The sequence below is a fragment of the Acinetobacter sp. KAM396 genome, from assembly GCF_021602765.1.
GTDB classification, from domain to species: domain Bacteria; phylum Pseudomonadota; class Gammaproteobacteria; order Pseudomonadales; family Moraxellaceae; genus Acinetobacter; species Acinetobacter towneri_A.
On the sequence record NZ_BPPH01000041.1, the window covers coordinates 1 to 16,179 of the forward strand.

General features: G+C 41.1%; 18 protein-coding genes and 2 pseudogenes. 6 read left to right on the plus strand and 14 right to left on the minus strand.

Features of this window, described 5'->3' with window-relative positions; all coding sequences use genetic code 11:
- Positions 1-78 precede the first annotated feature (78 nt).
- Positions 79-351 carry a DUF3817 domain-containing protein gene (locus tag L6C30_RS13125; protein ID WP_236163238.1) on the plus strand — a complete coding sequence of 91 codons (273 nt, stop codon included), beginning with the start codon at positions 79-81 and terminating at the stop codon, positions 349-351.
- 123 nt (positions 352-474) lie between these two features.
- Here the strand turns inward: L6C30_RS13125 and L6C30_RS13130 are convergent, their stop codons facing one another.
- The 4 genes and pseudogenes from L6C30_RS13130 to L6C30_RS13145 all read right to left on the minus strand — a co-directional run bounded on the left by L6C30_RS13130 (position 475) and on the right by L6C30_RS13145 (position 4,092).
- Entirely contained in the window at positions 475-1,704 is a 1,230-nt protein-coding gene (locus L6C30_RS13130) for an MFS transporter (protein ID WP_019836187.1), read from the minus strand.
- 181 nt (positions 1,705-1,885) lie between these two features.
- A pseudogene (locus L6C30_RS13135) lies at positions 1,886-1,995 on the minus strand (pirin family protein); the annotation flags it as partial.
- Between the two features lie 176 nt (positions 1,996-2,171).
- Entirely contained in the window at positions 2,172-2,543 is a 372-nt protein-coding gene (locus L6C30_RS13140; protein WP_019836185.1) for a hypothetical protein, read from the minus strand.
- Between the two features lie 139 nt (positions 2,544-2,682).
- Positions 2,683-4,092: an FAD-binding oxidoreductase gene (locus tag L6C30_RS13145; protein ID WP_230245440.1), complete on the minus strand. Its 1,410-nt coding sequence runs from the start codon at positions 4,090-4,092 to the stop codon at positions 2,683-2,685.
- Positions 4,093-4,440: 348 nt separating this feature from the next.
- On the opposite strand from L6C30_RS13145, the gene serA reads away from it, so the two are divergent.
- Together serA and L6C30_RS13155 are read left to right on the plus strand one after the other, a co-directional pair.
- On the plus strand, positions 4,441-5,673 hold the full coding sequence (gene serA / locus L6C30_RS13150) for a phosphoglycerate dehydrogenase (RefSeq protein ID WP_004974541.1): 1,233 nt from the start codon (positions 4,441-4,443) through the stop codon (positions 5,671-5,673).
- A 161-nt stretch (positions 5,674-5,834) separates the two neighbouring features.
- Positions 5,835-6,713, plus strand: coding sequence for a DMT family transporter (locus L6C30_RS13155; RefSeq protein ID WP_019836183.1), 879 nt, complete (start codon positions 5,835-5,837; stop codon positions 6,711-6,713).
- Between the two features lie 13 nt (positions 6,714-6,726).
- Here the strand turns inward: L6C30_RS13155 and L6C30_RS13160 are convergent, their stop codons facing one another.
- Complete coding sequence (locus tag L6C30_RS13160) at positions 6,727-7,185, minus strand: hemerythrin domain-containing protein (RefSeq protein WP_230245441.1); 459 nt, start codon at positions 7,183-7,185, stop codon at positions 6,727-6,729.
- Between the two features lie 211 nt (positions 7,186-7,396).
- Positions 7,397-8,302, minus strand: coding sequence for a tRNA pseudouridine(55) synthase TruB (gene truB / locus L6C30_RS13165; RefSeq protein ID WP_230245442.1), 906 nt, complete (start codon positions 8,300-8,302; stop codon positions 7,397-7,399).
- A 144-nt stretch (positions 8,303-8,446) separates the two neighbouring features.
- On the opposite strand from truB, the gene L6C30_RS13170 reads away from it, so the two are divergent.
- From L6C30_RS13170 to L6C30_RS13180, 3 genes are all read left to right on the plus strand, one after another.
- A complete protein-coding gene (locus L6C30_RS13170) occupies positions 8,447-9,475 on the plus strand; it encodes a lipase secretion chaperone (protein WP_230245443.1) in 1,029 nt (342 codons plus the stop codon).
- Positions 9,476-9,889: 414 nt separating this feature from the next.
- Positions 9,890-10,807, plus strand: a complete 918-nt coding sequence (locus L6C30_RS13175; protein ID WP_236163239.1) for a triacylglycerol lipase — start codon at positions 9,890-9,892, stop codon at positions 10,805-10,807.
- 179 nt (positions 10,808-10,986) lie between these two features.
- A complete protein-coding gene (locus L6C30_RS13180; protein ID WP_230245444.1) occupies positions 10,987-11,955 on the plus strand; it encodes a triacylglycerol lipase in 969 nt (322 codons plus the stop codon).
- A gap of 68 nt (positions 11,956-12,023) precedes the next feature.
- Here the strand turns inward: L6C30_RS13180 and rplS are convergent, their stop codons facing one another.
- The 8 genes and pseudogenes from rplS to L6C30_RS13220 form a co-directional block, all read right to left on the minus strand.
- The gene (gene rplS, locus L6C30_RS13185) at positions 12,024-12,395 is read right to left on the minus strand and encodes a 50S ribosomal protein L19 (protein ID WP_004974529.1); all 372 of its coding nucleotides are present in this window, start codon (positions 12,393-12,395) and stop codon (positions 12,024-12,026) included.
- Between the two features lie 206 nt (positions 12,396-12,601).
- Positions 12,602-13,342, minus strand: a complete 741-nt coding sequence (trmD, locus tag L6C30_RS13190; RefSeq protein ID WP_236163233.1) for a tRNA (guanosine(37)-N1)-methyltransferase TrmD — start codon at positions 13,340-13,342, stop codon at positions 12,602-12,604.
- 42 nt (positions 13,343-13,384) lie between these two features.
- Positions 13,385-13,933: a ribosome maturation factor RimM gene (gene rimM, locus L6C30_RS13195; protein ID WP_236163234.1), complete on the minus strand. Its 549-nt coding sequence runs from the start codon at positions 13,931-13,933 to the stop codon at positions 13,385-13,387.
- A gap of 23 nt (positions 13,934-13,956) precedes the next feature.
- Positions 13,957-14,214, minus strand: a complete 258-nt coding sequence (rpsP, locus tag L6C30_RS13200; RefSeq protein ID WP_004974526.1) for a 30S ribosomal protein S16 — start codon at positions 14,212-14,214, stop codon at positions 13,957-13,959.
- Positions 14,215-14,357: 143 nt separating this feature from the next.
- Positions 14,358-14,783 carry a type IV pilin protein gene (locus L6C30_RS13205; RefSeq protein ID WP_236163235.1) on the minus strand — a complete coding sequence of 142 codons (426 nt, stop codon included), beginning with the start codon at positions 14,781-14,783 and terminating at the stop codon, positions 14,358-14,360.
- The gene (locus tag L6C30_RS13210; protein WP_236163236.1) at positions 14,783-15,328 is read right to left on the minus strand and encodes a prepilin-type N-terminal cleavage/methylation domain-containing protein; all 546 of its coding nucleotides are present in this window, start codon (positions 15,326-15,328) and stop codon (positions 14,783-14,785) included. The genes L6C30_RS13205 and L6C30_RS13210 overlap by 1 nt, the downstream gene beginning before the upstream one ends.
- A gap of 1 nt (position 15,329) precedes the next feature.
- Complete coding sequence (locus L6C30_RS13215) at positions 15,330-16,085, minus strand: hypothetical protein (RefSeq protein ID WP_236163237.1); 756 nt, start codon at positions 16,083-16,085, stop codon at positions 15,330-15,332.
- Positions 16,078-16,179, minus strand: a pseudogene (locus tag L6C30_RS13220) (IS30 family transposase); the annotation flags it as partial. The pseudogene L6C30_RS13220 and the gene L6C30_RS13215, both read right to left, overlap by 8 nt.

Below are 16,179 nucleotides of genomic sequence, written 5' to 3' on the forward strand. Positions count from 1 at the left end.
TGGTCGAGGTACGCCAACCAAGCGTTTAAATTCAGAATCTGAAAAACGGTTTAAGTTCTGATATCTCATGAAACTTAGATTGAGGTGGTTTTTACTTTCGCAAGAGATCTATTGTTATTTATTGCCATGCCAATGAAATATATGTTCGATAACCCAATTTTAGTGAAATATGTAGGTATGGGTCACGGCGTATTGTTTATCGCATTTTTAGTGGTGCTTTTTGTGGTTTGTGAAAAACAAAAATGGTCTCTTAAAATGTTTATTTTGGGCTTAATTGCATCAATTTTACCTTTTGGCCCATTTGTTTTTGATGCTAAATTGAAAAAGATGGAACAACCAGTACAAGCTTAATCTACAAGTCCTTTTTAGCGTTTATTACATTACACATTATTTGATATTTGATTTCTAAATCAAATATTGCAAGGCGATACAACATCGCCTTTTTTTATGATGCAGCTAAAAAAATTCAAACCCTTAAAACTGCCCTGCAGCAACTCGCTCCTGCATCACCTGTTTAAGCATCATGCGTGGCAAACTAAACCAGAGCGTTATCAGCACCAAACAAGCCAAACTATACGCCCAAATATCAAACCGCATATATAAAACACGTACCAGTTCAATCACAATAAAAAAGCACAGCATCAATAGCATTGAAACACTAGCAGCAACAGTACCTTTAGACACTTCCGATGACATTAAGGCGAAACGATATAAGACTGAGAAGCTCATTCCCTCACCGAAACTAATCAAGCTCATACCAATCACCAAACACCAAACAAAATAGCTTTGCCAAATTGCTCCCAATACGATCAGCACACTACCTAACAACATTAAAGGTAAACCAATCAAGACTGTTTTTCCTAAAGGTAAACGGTCAATGACTTTCATCAGTACCAGATTGCCTAAAATCAAACCACCCAAAACAGGAAACTGTGCTAAACCGTATTGCAGACTGCTAAAGCCTAAATCTTCAACCAACATCACGGGAGATAATGCAATCCACAACATTAAAGGCATGCTCAATAAAGGCAGCGCCAATGTCAGACCTAAGAATCTAGTATTTTGAAAGACATGCTTAAAATCATCCCACACATCTCGAAACGGACGTTTAGGAATACTTTGCTGAGTTTCAGGCATTTTGGCTTTCAAACCAAACCAACTCAAAAATGCCAAAAGTGCTATGCCGATAAAACCCCAATGCCAAGAAACATGCTCAATCATAAATGCACCTAAGACTGGGCCGAGCAAGGGAGCAAGTAAAGAGACGTTCGCCATGAGCGCCATGACTTTAATTGCATCACGTTCTGCAAAGTTTTCCTGAATAGCCGCATAACCCACTGCACTAATGACTGACAAACCAAAACCTTGAAAAAAACGAAGAACAAGGAAGCTTTCAATATTCTGAGTCAATAAGATCAATAAACAGGTTAGGGTAAAAAATGCCACGCCGCCCAATAATACTTTTTTGCGTCCCAAACGGTCAGAGAGTGGCCCCAATAACCACGCCACACAAGCACCGCCAAGCAAATAAAATGACATAGACGAAGCTGCCCATGCACTACTGACACCAAAATCTTGTGTGATGGCCAACATTGCGGGTTGAACCAAGTCATTGCCAATATAAACCGCGAACTCAAACAAGACCAAAGCCAAGGGAAACATGAGTGTGGCACGTTGAATGGTATTTTTTTGCTGCTGTGGCATGAGTTATAAAGGACAAAACGATGCAACTCAGCCGCGTTTAGCCCATAAAAATAGAAAATTGAGCTGCAGTTTAACAGAGTTGAATGGCAAATTTATGGCGCATTTTTTAAGTCCGTTAAATAAATTGCGGTACTTGATGTGACATCAGACCAAGTTAGGCATCACCTCCTTCAGCGGGTTAAGGCGATACCGTATTGCCCAATTGATAATATGAAAATACCGAAAGTACAGGATAAAACTACCCACGGCAATGAGGCGATCATTACAGTGTAGAAATGCTAGCGTTTTGATGGATATGCTAGGCTCACACATTTTTGACTAGAATGAAGTCATCCTAAATAAAAGCTGTGGATAAGAAGAGTATTATCCACAGGCGCTGTGTTACATTTTTAGACCAGCGTTCAAATTCATTTTACAGTTCAAACATCTGGGTTTAGATACAAGGTTTATCTAAGCCCTACAGCAATTTAAGGACATTTTTTACTTTGGAAAGTCTTGGTATTTTTACCACGTACACATAAGTAATCGGTTTGCACATCGCCCTGCTGCCATTGTCCATTTATATTTTTAAAGTGATAAATGCTACGAATTGAGCGCACCGAATCATCCATTAAGCCTGTTTCGGTAATTTTCACTTCAGCCGCAGTTGGTGCTTCGACACGGTTAAAGTATTGACGAATCTCTACGGTAGCCAGTTCTTTACGCAAATCTGGACGTTGTTTGAGTACCTGCGCCAAAGGTGTTTCTGCAGGCGTTACTTGTGAAATAATGTTTTGCGTGGTCGCACAACCTGACAACAACGCAACCCCCAATGCCGAAACCGTGATTAAACGCAACATAACCCCTCCAAAATATTGATTATTAATTATGCTTCCATGATGCCCTGTTAGCGCAAAAACGCTAGCATAGAAATGTAAAATTAAAACAAAAGCATAAAAAACGCATCTCTAGGATGCGTTTTTTATTAACTCAAATGAATTACAGATCAAATAATTTGCCTGGATTCATAATGCCCTGAGGGTCGAATACTTGCTTCAAGGCTTTCATATATTCAATTTCTTCAGCCGAACGTGAATATTCCAAATATGGTTTTTTGGTCATGCCCACACCGTGTTCTGCAGAAATTGAACCATCATATTTCTTTACAGTATCAAATACATACTTATTCACTACCTGACATTTTGCAAAGAATTCGTCTTTGCTTAAATCGGCAGGTTTTAGAATATTCAGGTGCAAGTTACCATCACCAATATGACCGAACCAGCAAATTTCAAAATCAGGATAGTTTTCTGCAACAATTGCATCAATTTCCTGAATAAATGCAGGAACATGAGTAATCAATACTGAAATATCGTTTTTGTATGGAATAAACGGTGCAATCGACTCAGAAATGTCTTCACGCAAACGCCATAAGCTTTCAACTTGGTCTAGGCTTTGGCTCAATACGCCATCCATTACCCAGCCTTGTTCCATACAGTGTTCGAAAATTTCCATCGCCTTGTCCATAATTGGCTCAAATGGCGCTTCAAATTCAAGCAACACGTAAAATGGACATTGAGTTTCAAATGGACGTTGCACATGACCATGATCTAAAACTTTTTGCATCGCCAATTCACCAAAGAATTCAAATGCAGTCAGATCAATTTTGGCTTGGAAGGCGTGTAATACAGGCATCACCGAATTAAAATCAGGCACGCCCAACACCATTACTTGTAATTCTTGGGGTTGGCGTTCTAACTTAATTTCAGCTTCGGTCACTAAACCGAGTGTACCTTCACCACCAATAAATAAATGTTGCAGTGCATAACCCGTTGCATTTTTGATCATGCCTTTATTAAGACGCAGGATATCTCCTTTGCCAGTGACCACAGTCAAACCTAGCACCCAGTTACGAGTCATGCCGTATTTAATAACTTTAATACCGCCCGCATTGGTGCCGATATTACCGCCAATTTGTGAAGAACCTGAAGATGCAAAATCGACTGGATAATACATGCCTTGTTCTTCGGCATAGTTTTGTAGTTGCTCAGTCACCACACCCGCTTGCACACGCACCATACGGTCTGCAGGGAAAAACTCCAAGATTTGGTTCATCTTGTCCATGCTAACGACAATTTCACCATTGGCTGCTACCGCACCCGCAGATAAACCAGTACGCCCGCCCGATGGCGTAATTGCAACCTTAAACTGATTGGCCAGTTTCACAATGGCTTGTACTTGTTCCGTGCTGGATGGAAAAACGATGACCGATGGATTCGGATCAAAATGCTTTGTATGGTCACGACCCCAGTTTTGGAGACTATCAGCATCAGTTTTAATACGGTTTTCACCGACTATTGCCGTTAATTGGGTCAATAACTCAGGTGTTAAAGCGACTGGAGCATTCATCGTTTGCAGACCTAGCAAGAATTAAACAGGAAGAAAAGCGACTGTCTGAACATCTTCTGAAGATTTTAGATGAAGATGCTTAAGACAAAATTTTGTGCATCAAAGCAACAGCATGGGTTGGCTTTCATGAATGCCGCTTATTATAAGCGATTTTTCTGAAAAACCCGTCAATATTGGCAATTCCGATAATATAACCCGCAAATTACAGGGAGATTGAAGCCAATATTTCTGAATGAGATTATATCTGACAAAAAATACCTGCACTCTTGGTCATAAAGGAAATGTATATCGACCCGTCTCCTATGTTATCATACCGCCACTAAATTTGGCCTTTGTAGCGGAGCCGTAATGAGCCAACATCTTTCACTACCTAAAGATAAAATTCGTTTCTTGTTGTTAGAAGGCGTACACCAGAACGCAATCGACGTGTTAAATGCAGCGGGTTATACCAACATCGATTATCGTAAAACGGCGCTTGAGGGCGATGCGTTAAAAGAAGCGATTAAAGATGCGCATTTCATTGGTATTCGTTCACGCACACAGCTGACTGAAGAAGTTTTTGAAGCTGCGAACAAACTAATTGCAGTCGGTTGTTTCTGTATTGGTACCAACCAAGTGAACTTAACTGCAGCAATGGAACGTGGTATTCCAGTTTTCAATGCGCCTTATTCAAACACCCGTTCGGTTGCAGAATTGGTATTGGCTGAAGCAATTTTATTGCTACGTCGCGTACCTGAAAAATCAACTGATACACATGCAGGTGGCTGGAACAAGTCTGCAGTTGGTTCATTTGAAACACGTGGTAAAACTTTAGGTATCGTGGGTTACGGTTCAATTGGTTCTCAACTTTCAGTTTTGGCTGAAAGCTTGGGTATGCACGTCATTTATTATGATGCAGTGACGAAATTACCTTTAGGTAATGCACGTCAAGTGGGCTCAATGGGCGAATTATTGGCAAATGCAGACGTGGTTTCTTTACACGTTCCAGATGTACCATCTACCCGCAATTTCATGGCAAAAGAACAATTTGCACAAATGAAAGAAGGCGCAATTTTCATTAACGCGGCACGTGGTACTTGTGTGGTGATTGAAGATTTGGCAGACGCCATCAAGTCTGGTCATATTGCAGGTGCTGCGGTTGACGTATTCCCGAAAGAACCAAAAGCCAATGGTGAAGAATTTGTTTCTCCACTACGCAACCTACCAAACGTGATTTTAACACCGCACGTGGGTGGTTCTACCATGGAAGCACAAGCGAATATTGGTTTAGAGGTGGCAGAGAAGTTTGTAGCATATTCAGATAAAGGGATGACTTTGTCTGCAGTGAACTTCCCAGAAATTGCATTGCCATTAACTGAAGGCAAGCACCGTTTATTGCATATTCACCAAAATATTCCAGGTGTATTGTCTAAAATTAACAACCTGTTTGCTGAACATGGCATCAACATCTCTGGTCAATCACTTATGACCAAAGGTGATGTTGGTTATTTAGTGATGGATGTTGATGCAACTGCATCGAAAGAAGCACTTGATACTTTACACGAAGTTGAAGGCACAATTCGCGTACGTGTCTTGTTCTAAGACCACACGCTGATGCTACAAAAAACCACAGTCTGAGTACTGTGGTTTTTTATGCCTGATCTATGGGCATGACCTTGAGTTGCCACAGCTCTGTATTTTTAAACTTGCTATAATCTGCCTGACTTTCTCATTTTCACACTGTTGAGTATTTTTCTGTCCTCATGCCAAACGCCCAACTCACTGCAGTGTTGTTCATGGTTTTATCCATGATCTCCTATCAAATTAGTGCATCTTTTGCCAAACAATTGTTTCAGGTGCTTGACCCGCTTACTGTGACGATTTTGCGACTGTGCTTTGCCAGTGTCATTGTGGCAATCATGTTTCGCTCATGGCAAATTCTGTCGCGGCTCGCACAGTTAAAATGGCGTGATTTATTGTGCTATAGCGCAGCCTTGGGCTTAATGAATATTCTGTTTTATCTGTCTTTGGGCAAATTACCGCAAGGTATTGCGGTAGGTTTAGAGTTTGTCGGACCTTTGGGTTTGGCTTTATTGTCCATTCAAAACCGTAAAGATTATGTTTGGGTATTGCTGGCGATTTTAGGCATTATTCTTATGGTGCCTTGGGGACAAGCGCAGGGTGATCATTTTAGTCTGTTTGGTGCAGCATGTGCCTTAGGTGCAGGATTGTGCTGGGCTTTTTATATTTATTATGGGCAAAAAGTGGTGCAACAAAATATTGGCATGCACGCGCTGACCATCGCCATCAGTATTTCGGCTTTGGCACTGATCCCATTTGGATTGTATAACAATGCACCTGCGTTGTTTGAGACTCAATATTGGGGCAAAGCACTTGCCATTGCTGTACTCGCCACCGCCATTCCTTATGCTTTAGATTTACAAGCGCTGAAACAACTCAGCAAAATGAGTTATGGCACACTTTCCAGTTTGTCGCCTGCTTTAGCCGCACTGACAGGCTTGGTATTGTTGGGTGAGAAAATTACTTCACTGCAATGGCTCGCCTTATGCTGCATTATGTTAGCTTCGGTCGGTGTTACTTTTAGAGCAGTAAAAAAATCTAAACAGCCGCAGAATGTTTAAATCAGAATAATGCTTAAACCAAACTGTCTTTAGACATCTGTTGGTATTTTTCATACTCTGCCAAATATTGCTTGGCTAGACTTTGTTTTTGCTGTTCAGACAAAATTTTGCCTGCCTGCTGAAAAAAGCCATGTTCTTCTTCTTTTAAATGATGATGCACTTTATCTGACAGTTGCTTTGCAATGGCCAACCAACCTGTGTTGCTCATTTCAGTTTCGGTTAATTGTTCGAGTAATTCATCCATTTGATGATGCTCTGCCAAAGCATGGCGAGTGATATTTAAACCCGCATCAGTCATCATTAAGGGAATATAAAAATAGCGATCTTCTGCCACTGCATGCGCAAATAATTCATTTTTAAGTTGTTCAAATACCGCTCTACGTTCAGGGCTATCACCTGAAGTTTGCGTCAGTTGGCGGGCTAAATCTCGTTGAATCTCGTGACTTTGGCGTAAAGCTTCAAAAATATTCATATGCAGACCTCTTTTGTTTAACCATGCGCGGCGAACAGATTGATAAGAATCTACTCGCACATCCACATCGGCTTTGGAGTCAGTTTTTGATTTCGTTTTTTTTAATCTTCTAGCTACTATATAGAAGATCAATCAAAAATCCTGCAACTATTTGTATAGAAAGCTTTAATTCACTTACCCACTTTATTCAAGTTATGTATCTGAACAAGATTTAGAGATTTAATACCCTTTTCGGTACCAAGCGCTTTTTATCTGTAATTTCAGCCAAACCTAAACACTTTTCACCATCAAAGACCAACACTTGCGCTGCTGCAGGATGGTCAATATTACTTTCCATGCCACGACTAAAATATTCAGCGCGTCCTTCAGGGACTTGAATGTGTAGAAAATGCTGCACAGGTGCATACGCAGGCAGCAATAAAGCCTCACGTTCTGCTTCACTTAAACTTTCCAAATATTCAATGCTATAACTCGGAATCAGGTCAAAATGTCCTGTTTTAATCCGATGTAAATAAGTCAAATGTCCATAAGTACCCAAGGCTTTGGCAATGTCTTCACCTAAAACACGAATATACGTGCCTTTAGAACAAGTCACATCCAAAGTGATGCTCTGTTCAGTAAAAGACAGTAACTCAATGGCATAAATTGTGACTGGACGCGCTTCACGTTCAATTTCAATGCCTTGTCGTGCCAATTCATACAACGGACGCCCTTCTTTTTTTAAGGCAGAATACATGGGCGGAACTTGCATAATATCGCCCTGAAATTGTGCCAATACCTGTTCAATGCTCTTTTGGCTCAATGCAGGTACAGCCTGCTGCAACAGCACTTCACCCTCGACATCTCCCGTGGTGGTGCTGTGTCCCAATTGAATGGTGGTTTGATAGCGTTTCACCGAATCGAGTAAATAGTGCGAAAATTTGGTCGCTTCACCCAAACAAATCGGCAGTAAACCCGAAGCCAATGGATCTAATGCGCCTGTATGCCCTGCTTTTTGCGCCCGATATAACCAACGCACTTTTTGCAATGCTGCATTGGAACTGATGCCCAAAGGTTTATTCAATAAAAATACACCATTCACGGCACGGCGCTGGATTTTTGAAGCAGATGATTTCATAGCACACATAGGTCAAAGCAAAACTGCGTCATGGTAACAATCTGCCGCGATAAATGACAACATTTCTAGAACAGCGACTTACTTTTATGGCATATTTGGGCGCTTAAGATTAAAAAAATAAAATGGATAAACAGGTGCATTGGAATGCAGAAACATAAAATATGGATTGTTTTAGGCGTAGTGATACTGCTGATTGCGGCTTTGGTGTATTGGCTAATGCCACCATCAACCTCTGCCCATACATCACCCCAGCAAAGCTCAAATGATGAAACATCTCAAGCTTTGAGCATGCAGCAAGCCATGCAAAATAACCCTGCTGCAAATTTTTTAAGCCCAAGTCAGCAGGACACCGAAGTCAATTGTCAGCTTAAACTGGATGCAAGTCATCGTCTGATTGTGAATGAGCAAACCCGTAACTGTTTTGAATATTTTATTACCCAATATGGCGAAAAAAGCATTAAACAAATTCGTGGTGATTTTAAAAGGTATATTCAACAAGGACATAAAGAGCCTGCCTTATCGCAAATTTTAGATTTATGGCAGCGTTATTTGGACTATCGCAATGCGCTTGGACAACTGCAAGCACCGAATTTAAATCAGGAAGATCCGCAATATTACCGCAGCATTTTTAGCAGCATGCAAAATCTGCGTAAACAATATTTTTCTGATTATGAAATTGAAGGTTTATTTGGTACGGAAGATGCCTATCACGAATATACCCTAAAGCGCATGGCAGTCATGGATGATAAAAAATTATCTGAAGCTGAAAAAGCACGACAATTGCAGGAATTATTTAAACAATTACCTCAAGATTGGCAAGAAAATTTAGAACAGCTGAACACCTTGCAAGATTTACGCAGCTTGACTGCGGCAATTAAAGCACGTGGTGGTTCTGCTGCTGAAATCCGCCAAATGCGTTTAAATCTGGTTGGTCCTGAAGCAACTCAGCGTTTAGAACAATTAGATGGGCAACGCAGTCAGTGGAAATCACGAGTAGAGGATTATTTAAGTACGCGTGATCAAATCATGCAAAGTGGAATGAATGATCAAGCCAAGCAACAAGCCGTGAAACAATTACGCGGACAGCATTTTCAAAATCCACAAGAGCAATTGCGTTTAGAAACCTTTGAACAGGTACATGATCAAGGTGGAAAATTACCTTTTGCTGACTAACATATCTACATAGGAAACTGGGGCATTCAACATGCCCCATTTTTATGCCTGAAAAGCTGTTTTAGTACAAACTCACCACAACGATTTAATATACAAATGTCTATAAATATTAAATAGATATCAAGATGCATGTGGATTTACAAATCTCTGGGGGAATGTGCAATAACTGTCCCCAAATGATATGTTTTTTCTAAATTACGCATGAAAAAATACCTGAGCGTACAAAAAATAGTCGAGGATGACTCACAATAATGTGCCGTAACCAACGGCAATTTGCATATCTGAGCTTTCAGGAGGGAAGCGAAGCCACCACTTCACTTGTAATAAAAATAAAGAACACAGGATTGTTTTATGACCATCATCTCTAACATACGGGCAATTACATTGGCTGTCACTGGCTGCTTGCTCGGTTCAATGGGTGTCGCTCAAGCTGCTCCAAGCGTGTTGCCTATTCAGGAACAGGCCAAATCTGACTATGCCAAAACCAAATATCCATTGCTCATGGTACACGGCTGGCTCGGATGGTCACGCATTGGCAATGAAACCTTTAATATGGATTATTGGTATCAAATTTTGCCAGATATGGCACGTAATGGCGCAACCGTATTTGCCGCACAACTCTCCCCTGCACACCGTACTGAATTTCGAGGTGAGCAACTGATTGCCCAAGTCGAAGAAGTCATGGCAATCACTGGCAAATCCAAAGTCAATTTAATTGGTCACTCACATGGTGGCCCAACAGTACGTTATGTAGCTGCCACCAAACCTGAATATGTGGCATCAATTACGGGCGTTGCAGGTACATTCCGTGGCTCCAAAGTTGCTGATGATATTCAAAATAATCGTTTATCACGCACCGCGTTTAATATTTTAGGCGACTATATGGTGGCGCCTCTCATTACTTGGGCGCAGCAACAGCCAGACATGCCTGTCGATTTTGATGCATCGATGGCTTCTTTAACCGAAACAGTGTCTGCAGATTTTAACCGTCGTTTTCCAACCACAGCCTTGGCCGCAAATTGCAGCAGCAGCGGTGCCAAAGTAGATCGCGGGATTCATTACTATTCATGGACAGGTGTAGCACAAGCCACCAATTTACTGGATATTGACACTGTTTTAATGCAACTCGGCCCACTGTCTTATGGCAATTTAGACAACGATGGCATGGTCGCACGTTGTAGTACCCACATTGGACACGTCATTCGTGACAACTACCGACTAAATCATACCGACCTTGCCAACATGATGATTGGCTTAACGGGCTTGTTTGCACCTGACCCAGTTGCACTGTATCGACAACATGCCAACCGATTGAAATTACAAGGTTTGTAATAGTAAAGCTCATTTCAATCTTGGCAAAACCATCTTCCTGTGCTTGAAACTCAAGTGCAAGAAGTTCAATAACCATTCATCATTCGGAACTTGCAATAATGCAAATCTCCTGAATAATAACAATTGACAATAAAAATTGTCATGCTAGGAAAGCACAATAAAATAGAGGATATTATAATATGAAATATGGATTATTCCTTGCGGGCTTAATTGCGGCCAGTACCATCAGTACAGTGCACGCATCCAATGCAGAACAGGTCAAATCTAACTTCGTGATTTCCAGTTATGCCAAAACCAAATACCCTATTGTGTTTACTCACGGTATGGCAGGCTTTATCAATATTGGCGGAGATCAGTTAGGTGTCGACTATTGGTACCAAATTTTACCCAATTTAGCACGTAACGGTGCCAACGCTTGGGCTACCCGTGTATCTCCTTTTAACTCATCGGAAGTTCGTGGTGAACAACTGGCACAACAAGTCGATGAAATTCTTGCAATTACAGGTGCAAGCAAAGTCAACTTAATTGGTCACTCACATGGTGGGCCAACCATTCGTTATGTTGCAGGCGTGATGCCGTCTAAAGTCGCATCGTTGACTGCTGTCGGTTCACCAAATAAAGGCTCGCCTGTGGCTGATTTTATTTTAAAAGTACAAGGCACACCACTCGAAAAACCATTAATGGATATGGTCAATTTAGTTTCTAAAACCATTACTTGGGCACAAGGTTTAGACCCAAACAGCTATCCACATGATTCGTTGGCTAGTGCAAAAAGCTTAACTTTGGCTGGCTCAGCACAATTTAACAGCAAATTCCCAATGGGTATGCCATCGACGAGTTGTGGTGAGGGCGCTTATCAAGAAAAAGGCATCCAGTTCTATTCATTTACGGGTAATACGGCTGTTACCAATATACTTGATCCAGACTCAGCCATGCTGGCGACCAGTTTATTGATTGATAATGGCCGTGATAATGATGGTTTGGTATCACGCTGCAGCGCCAAATTTGGTAAAACCATTCGTGATAACTACTATTGGAACCACTTGGATGAAGTCAATCAAGTCTTGGGCATGAAAGATATCTTTGCCCCAGATCCTGTCGATGTCTACCGTCAACATGCTAACCGCCTAAAACTACAAGGCTTATAAATTCCAATAGCAAACATAAAAAAATGCGCCTAAGCGGCGCATTTTTTAGCAGTAACGCAAAGTTAAAATTAACCTTGTTTACGTGCTGGTAATTTCTCACGAATACGTGCAGCTTTACCAGACAATTCGCGTAGGTAATAAAGTTTAGCACGACGAACGTCACCGCGACGTTTCACTTCAATTTTAGCAACGATTGGAGAGTGAGTTTGGAAAACACGCTCAACACCAACACCGCTAGAAATTTTACGTACTGTGAACGCAGAGTTCAAACCACGGTTTTTCTTCGCAATTACAACACCTTCAAATGCTTGAAGACGCTCACGATCACCTTCTTTTACTTTTACTTGAACGATAACTGTATCGCCTGGTGCAAAAGCTGGGATGTCTTGCTTAAGCTGTGCATTCTCAACAGCTTGTACTAAAGGATGCTTACCACTCATGGGGTATCTCCAATATGTGTGGGTCAGAAGAGGTCTGATTTCCACTGGGTCTAGAGGCTAAAGCGCATAGGCCCGATTGACTTTCCCTTTATGCCTGACCGCTTCAATGCATAAAGAGCCTATTTAAGTACTTAATTTACATTAAGCAGTTTAGTTTGCTCGAAGCATAGCTTCTCGCCTTGCGCTCGGGTAAAGCAATGCTTTACTCACCCTCGCTCATCTTTTAGCCATTTTTTTTGCTGCTTGCTCAACTCAGCTTTTTCAATCAACTCAGGTCGACGCTCTAAAGTCCGTTGATAACGCTGCAAAAACCGCCATTTTTCAATATTGGCATGATGTCCCGACTTTAATACTTCAGGGACATCCAAACCTTCAAAATGGTCTGGCTTGGTATATTGTGGGCAATCTAAAAGACCATCCACAAATGAGTCTTGCACATGAGATTGCTCATCAGACATAGCACCCGGAAGTCTCCGAATAATACTGTCCAACAACACCATCGCAGGTAGCTCGCCACCCGATAAAACGTAATCTCCAATCGACCATTCCTGATCAACATAGTTTTGGATTAAACGTTCATCGACACCCTCATAACGGCCACACAATACAATTAATCCATCATATTCAACGAATTGTTGTACTGCAGTTTCGTTTAAGGTTTTACCTTGTGGCGACATATACACCACAGGTACATGAACTGCTCCTGCTTGCTGTGCAAGCTGTTTGGCATGCTGGATTGCTTGCGCCAAAGGCTCTGCCATCATCACCATACCTGGACCACCACCAAATGGACGTTCATCCACCCGTTTGTAGTTGCCCTGTGCATAATCACGTGGATTAATACAATGAATTTGCATCAAATCACGTTGTGCTGCACGTCCGCTAATACCGTAAGCTGTAATCGCTTCAAACATTTCAGGAAAAAGCGTAATGACTGCAAAAAACACCACAGACTCCTCTATTTTCCTGCTCTGCGAATCCTGAATGGATTAATAATCTACGCCCCAATTTACGTAGATGCGACCCGCTTCGAGATCAACACGTTGCACCACATCTTTATGCCATGGAATCATACGCTCTTCACCATCGACGCTATCGGCAGTTGCGCGAACCACCATCACGTCATTGGCACCTGTTTCAAACAGTTCATGGATTTGACCGAGGTTTACTTCTTTTTCGTCATCGTCCAGACCTAACACTGTTAGACCTTTTAAATCAGACCAATAATACTCGTCCACGCCTGGTTGAGGCAGTTGCGCTTTTGAAATCCAGATATTTGCACCGACCAGTTCATCTGCTCCAGTGCGATCGCTCACACCTTTTAAGCTGACCACCAAGCCTTTGCCATGTGGTTTCCAACGTTTTACATCGACCATTTGCCAACCTGCTTTGGTTTCAATGTACCAAGGCAGGTAGTCAAATATGTTGCTCATGGGTTCTGTATTGGAATAGACCCAGAGCCACCCATTTAATCCATATGCTGAACGTAGCTGTCCAATCTGAATACGATCTTCGGGCACATTCTGTGTTGGTGTCATGGGCTACCTACTACTTAATTAAATTATGCAGCAGCTGCAGCTTTCTTTGCTTGAGCAGCTAAAGAAGCAACACGTTCAGACGGTTGAGCACCTTGAGCAACCCAGTGAGCAAAACGGTCAGCATCTAAACGAAGTTTTTCTGCTTTACCTTGCGCTGTTGGGTTGAAGAAACCGATACGTTCGATGAAACGACCGTCACGCGCATTGCGGCTGTCAGTTACAACGATTTGATAGAATGGACGCTTTTTAGCACCACCACGAGTAAGACGAATAACTACCATGATACAACCTTATAGTTTTTACGGATTATCCCTGTACCGACCATCGACACATTTCAAACCCCTTTCATAGAGGGCAGTATTTTACGTGAATTTTGCCCTGAATGAAAGATCAAATTTTAGGTTATCAACAGTTTGAATTTATCTTAGCGACCGTCCCAGTTTGAGGTGGCTGAAGGAACGCAAGCTGTAGTTGTTTTAGTCCAACATTTCCTTCCCTGACTATCCAAAATTACATTTCCATTACCTGCCTGAACAGTACCTGATTTAGGTTCTGCAGTTAATGTATAAGTTTGATCATTCGAAACCAATGTAATGCTATAAACAGGATTAGATATTGGATAATCTTTGCTGGTTGTGCCGTTATCTAGGGTTGCACTCGTGTAATTATGATTGATCACGTAATAACTTTGTAAGCGCTGTGCAATATTCATCATTTCACTTTGTACATCAGCACGGTTAGTACGAATTTTATATTGAGTATAAGAAGGGTAAGCAATCGCCGCCAAAACAGCAATTATTGCCACAACAATCATTAACTCGATTAGGGTAAACCCTTTATTTTGATGCATCACCAAGCCTCACTTTGACTATCAATTGCCTTACAGTCGGTCTGAGTCTTATCATAATCTTTGAAAGCATTATTGGTCTTAGATTTACATTTCAAACCGTTGCTTGAGAGTAATAAATCATAATTACTTGGTTGTTTCTTTTGCGAAGGTGATAAATCAGCCCTTTCAACCTTCATCACCCAATTCAATCCAACAGCACTCGTATCTTGTAATGGCTTATTAGAGTCTAGGTCACTAAGTGTTATTACATACTTCTCTTGACCAGTCGTGCTTCCAACTGGAATAAGCAGCATACCTGTATCTGAATCATAGTCATTTGGATATAAATATTCAGCAGAAAAGTTTTTATAACTAAAGTTCTTGGACTTAAATTTCTCAAGTTCAGAAGCAATCAGCAAAGCTTCTTTTTGAGCCAAAGCCAGATCTTTTCGCTCCATATAAACTCTATACGATGGATAAGCGATCGCTGCAGTAATCGCAATAATCACCACAACAATCATGAGCTCTATTAGAGTAAATCCTTGTCCCGAGATAGATAGCTTCATATTATCTTACCTCGTACCAACGCAGTTGCTTCAAATTAACATTGGTTTTGAATAACTGACACTCAGGTGCATTTGGTGTTTTTGAACAATCTGTTTCATCAGGTCTTGGAACAACTACACCAACCTCATCATCATTATTTAAATAACCTTTACCTAGTCCAGCACCTAATATCCCAGCACCTAATTTAATTTTATTAGGTGCAGAAACTCCCGACTTATAAAAGTCACACTTTCCTGATGGCAGGCAAAATTGATACAGGTATGTATCCCCCTTTACTCCACCACCACAAGCTGAGCCACTAACACCAACGCCATCACGATCATATACGTTGGTAAATAAATAGCTGTCCATAGCATATAATTCATTCATACCTTTGTAGCGACCATTCTCTCCACCAAAGGTATACTTCCAGCCTAAATTATAGCTATCACCATTTTTTTGTGCGACGCCTGCTTTTAAGTCAAGATTTAAAAGCTGCTTATTTGAAGGAGTACGCAAATTATTAATATTTTTCATTAAGTCCATACGCCCCACATCATTATCAAAAATTACAAATACACCATCTTCTGCAGTTTTTTTAGTATTTGCATTCTTTCCAGTTGTTCCAGCTAATGGTGAGCTTCTATCCCCAGAGACTGCTGCAATAACACCATATAAACCGTCTACACCTTTCTCTACAGAGAAACTAGGCATTTCATAAAATCTTGGCTTAATTTTATCTGCTTCACTAAATCCATAGAGGGCGAATTCAAACATGAGGTGCGACAGTTTGAAAAGTCTTATGATAATCAACAAGCTGAGCAAATTTCTCTAATGGTGTAAGCCAATCTAACGCTTTTCTAGGACGAGT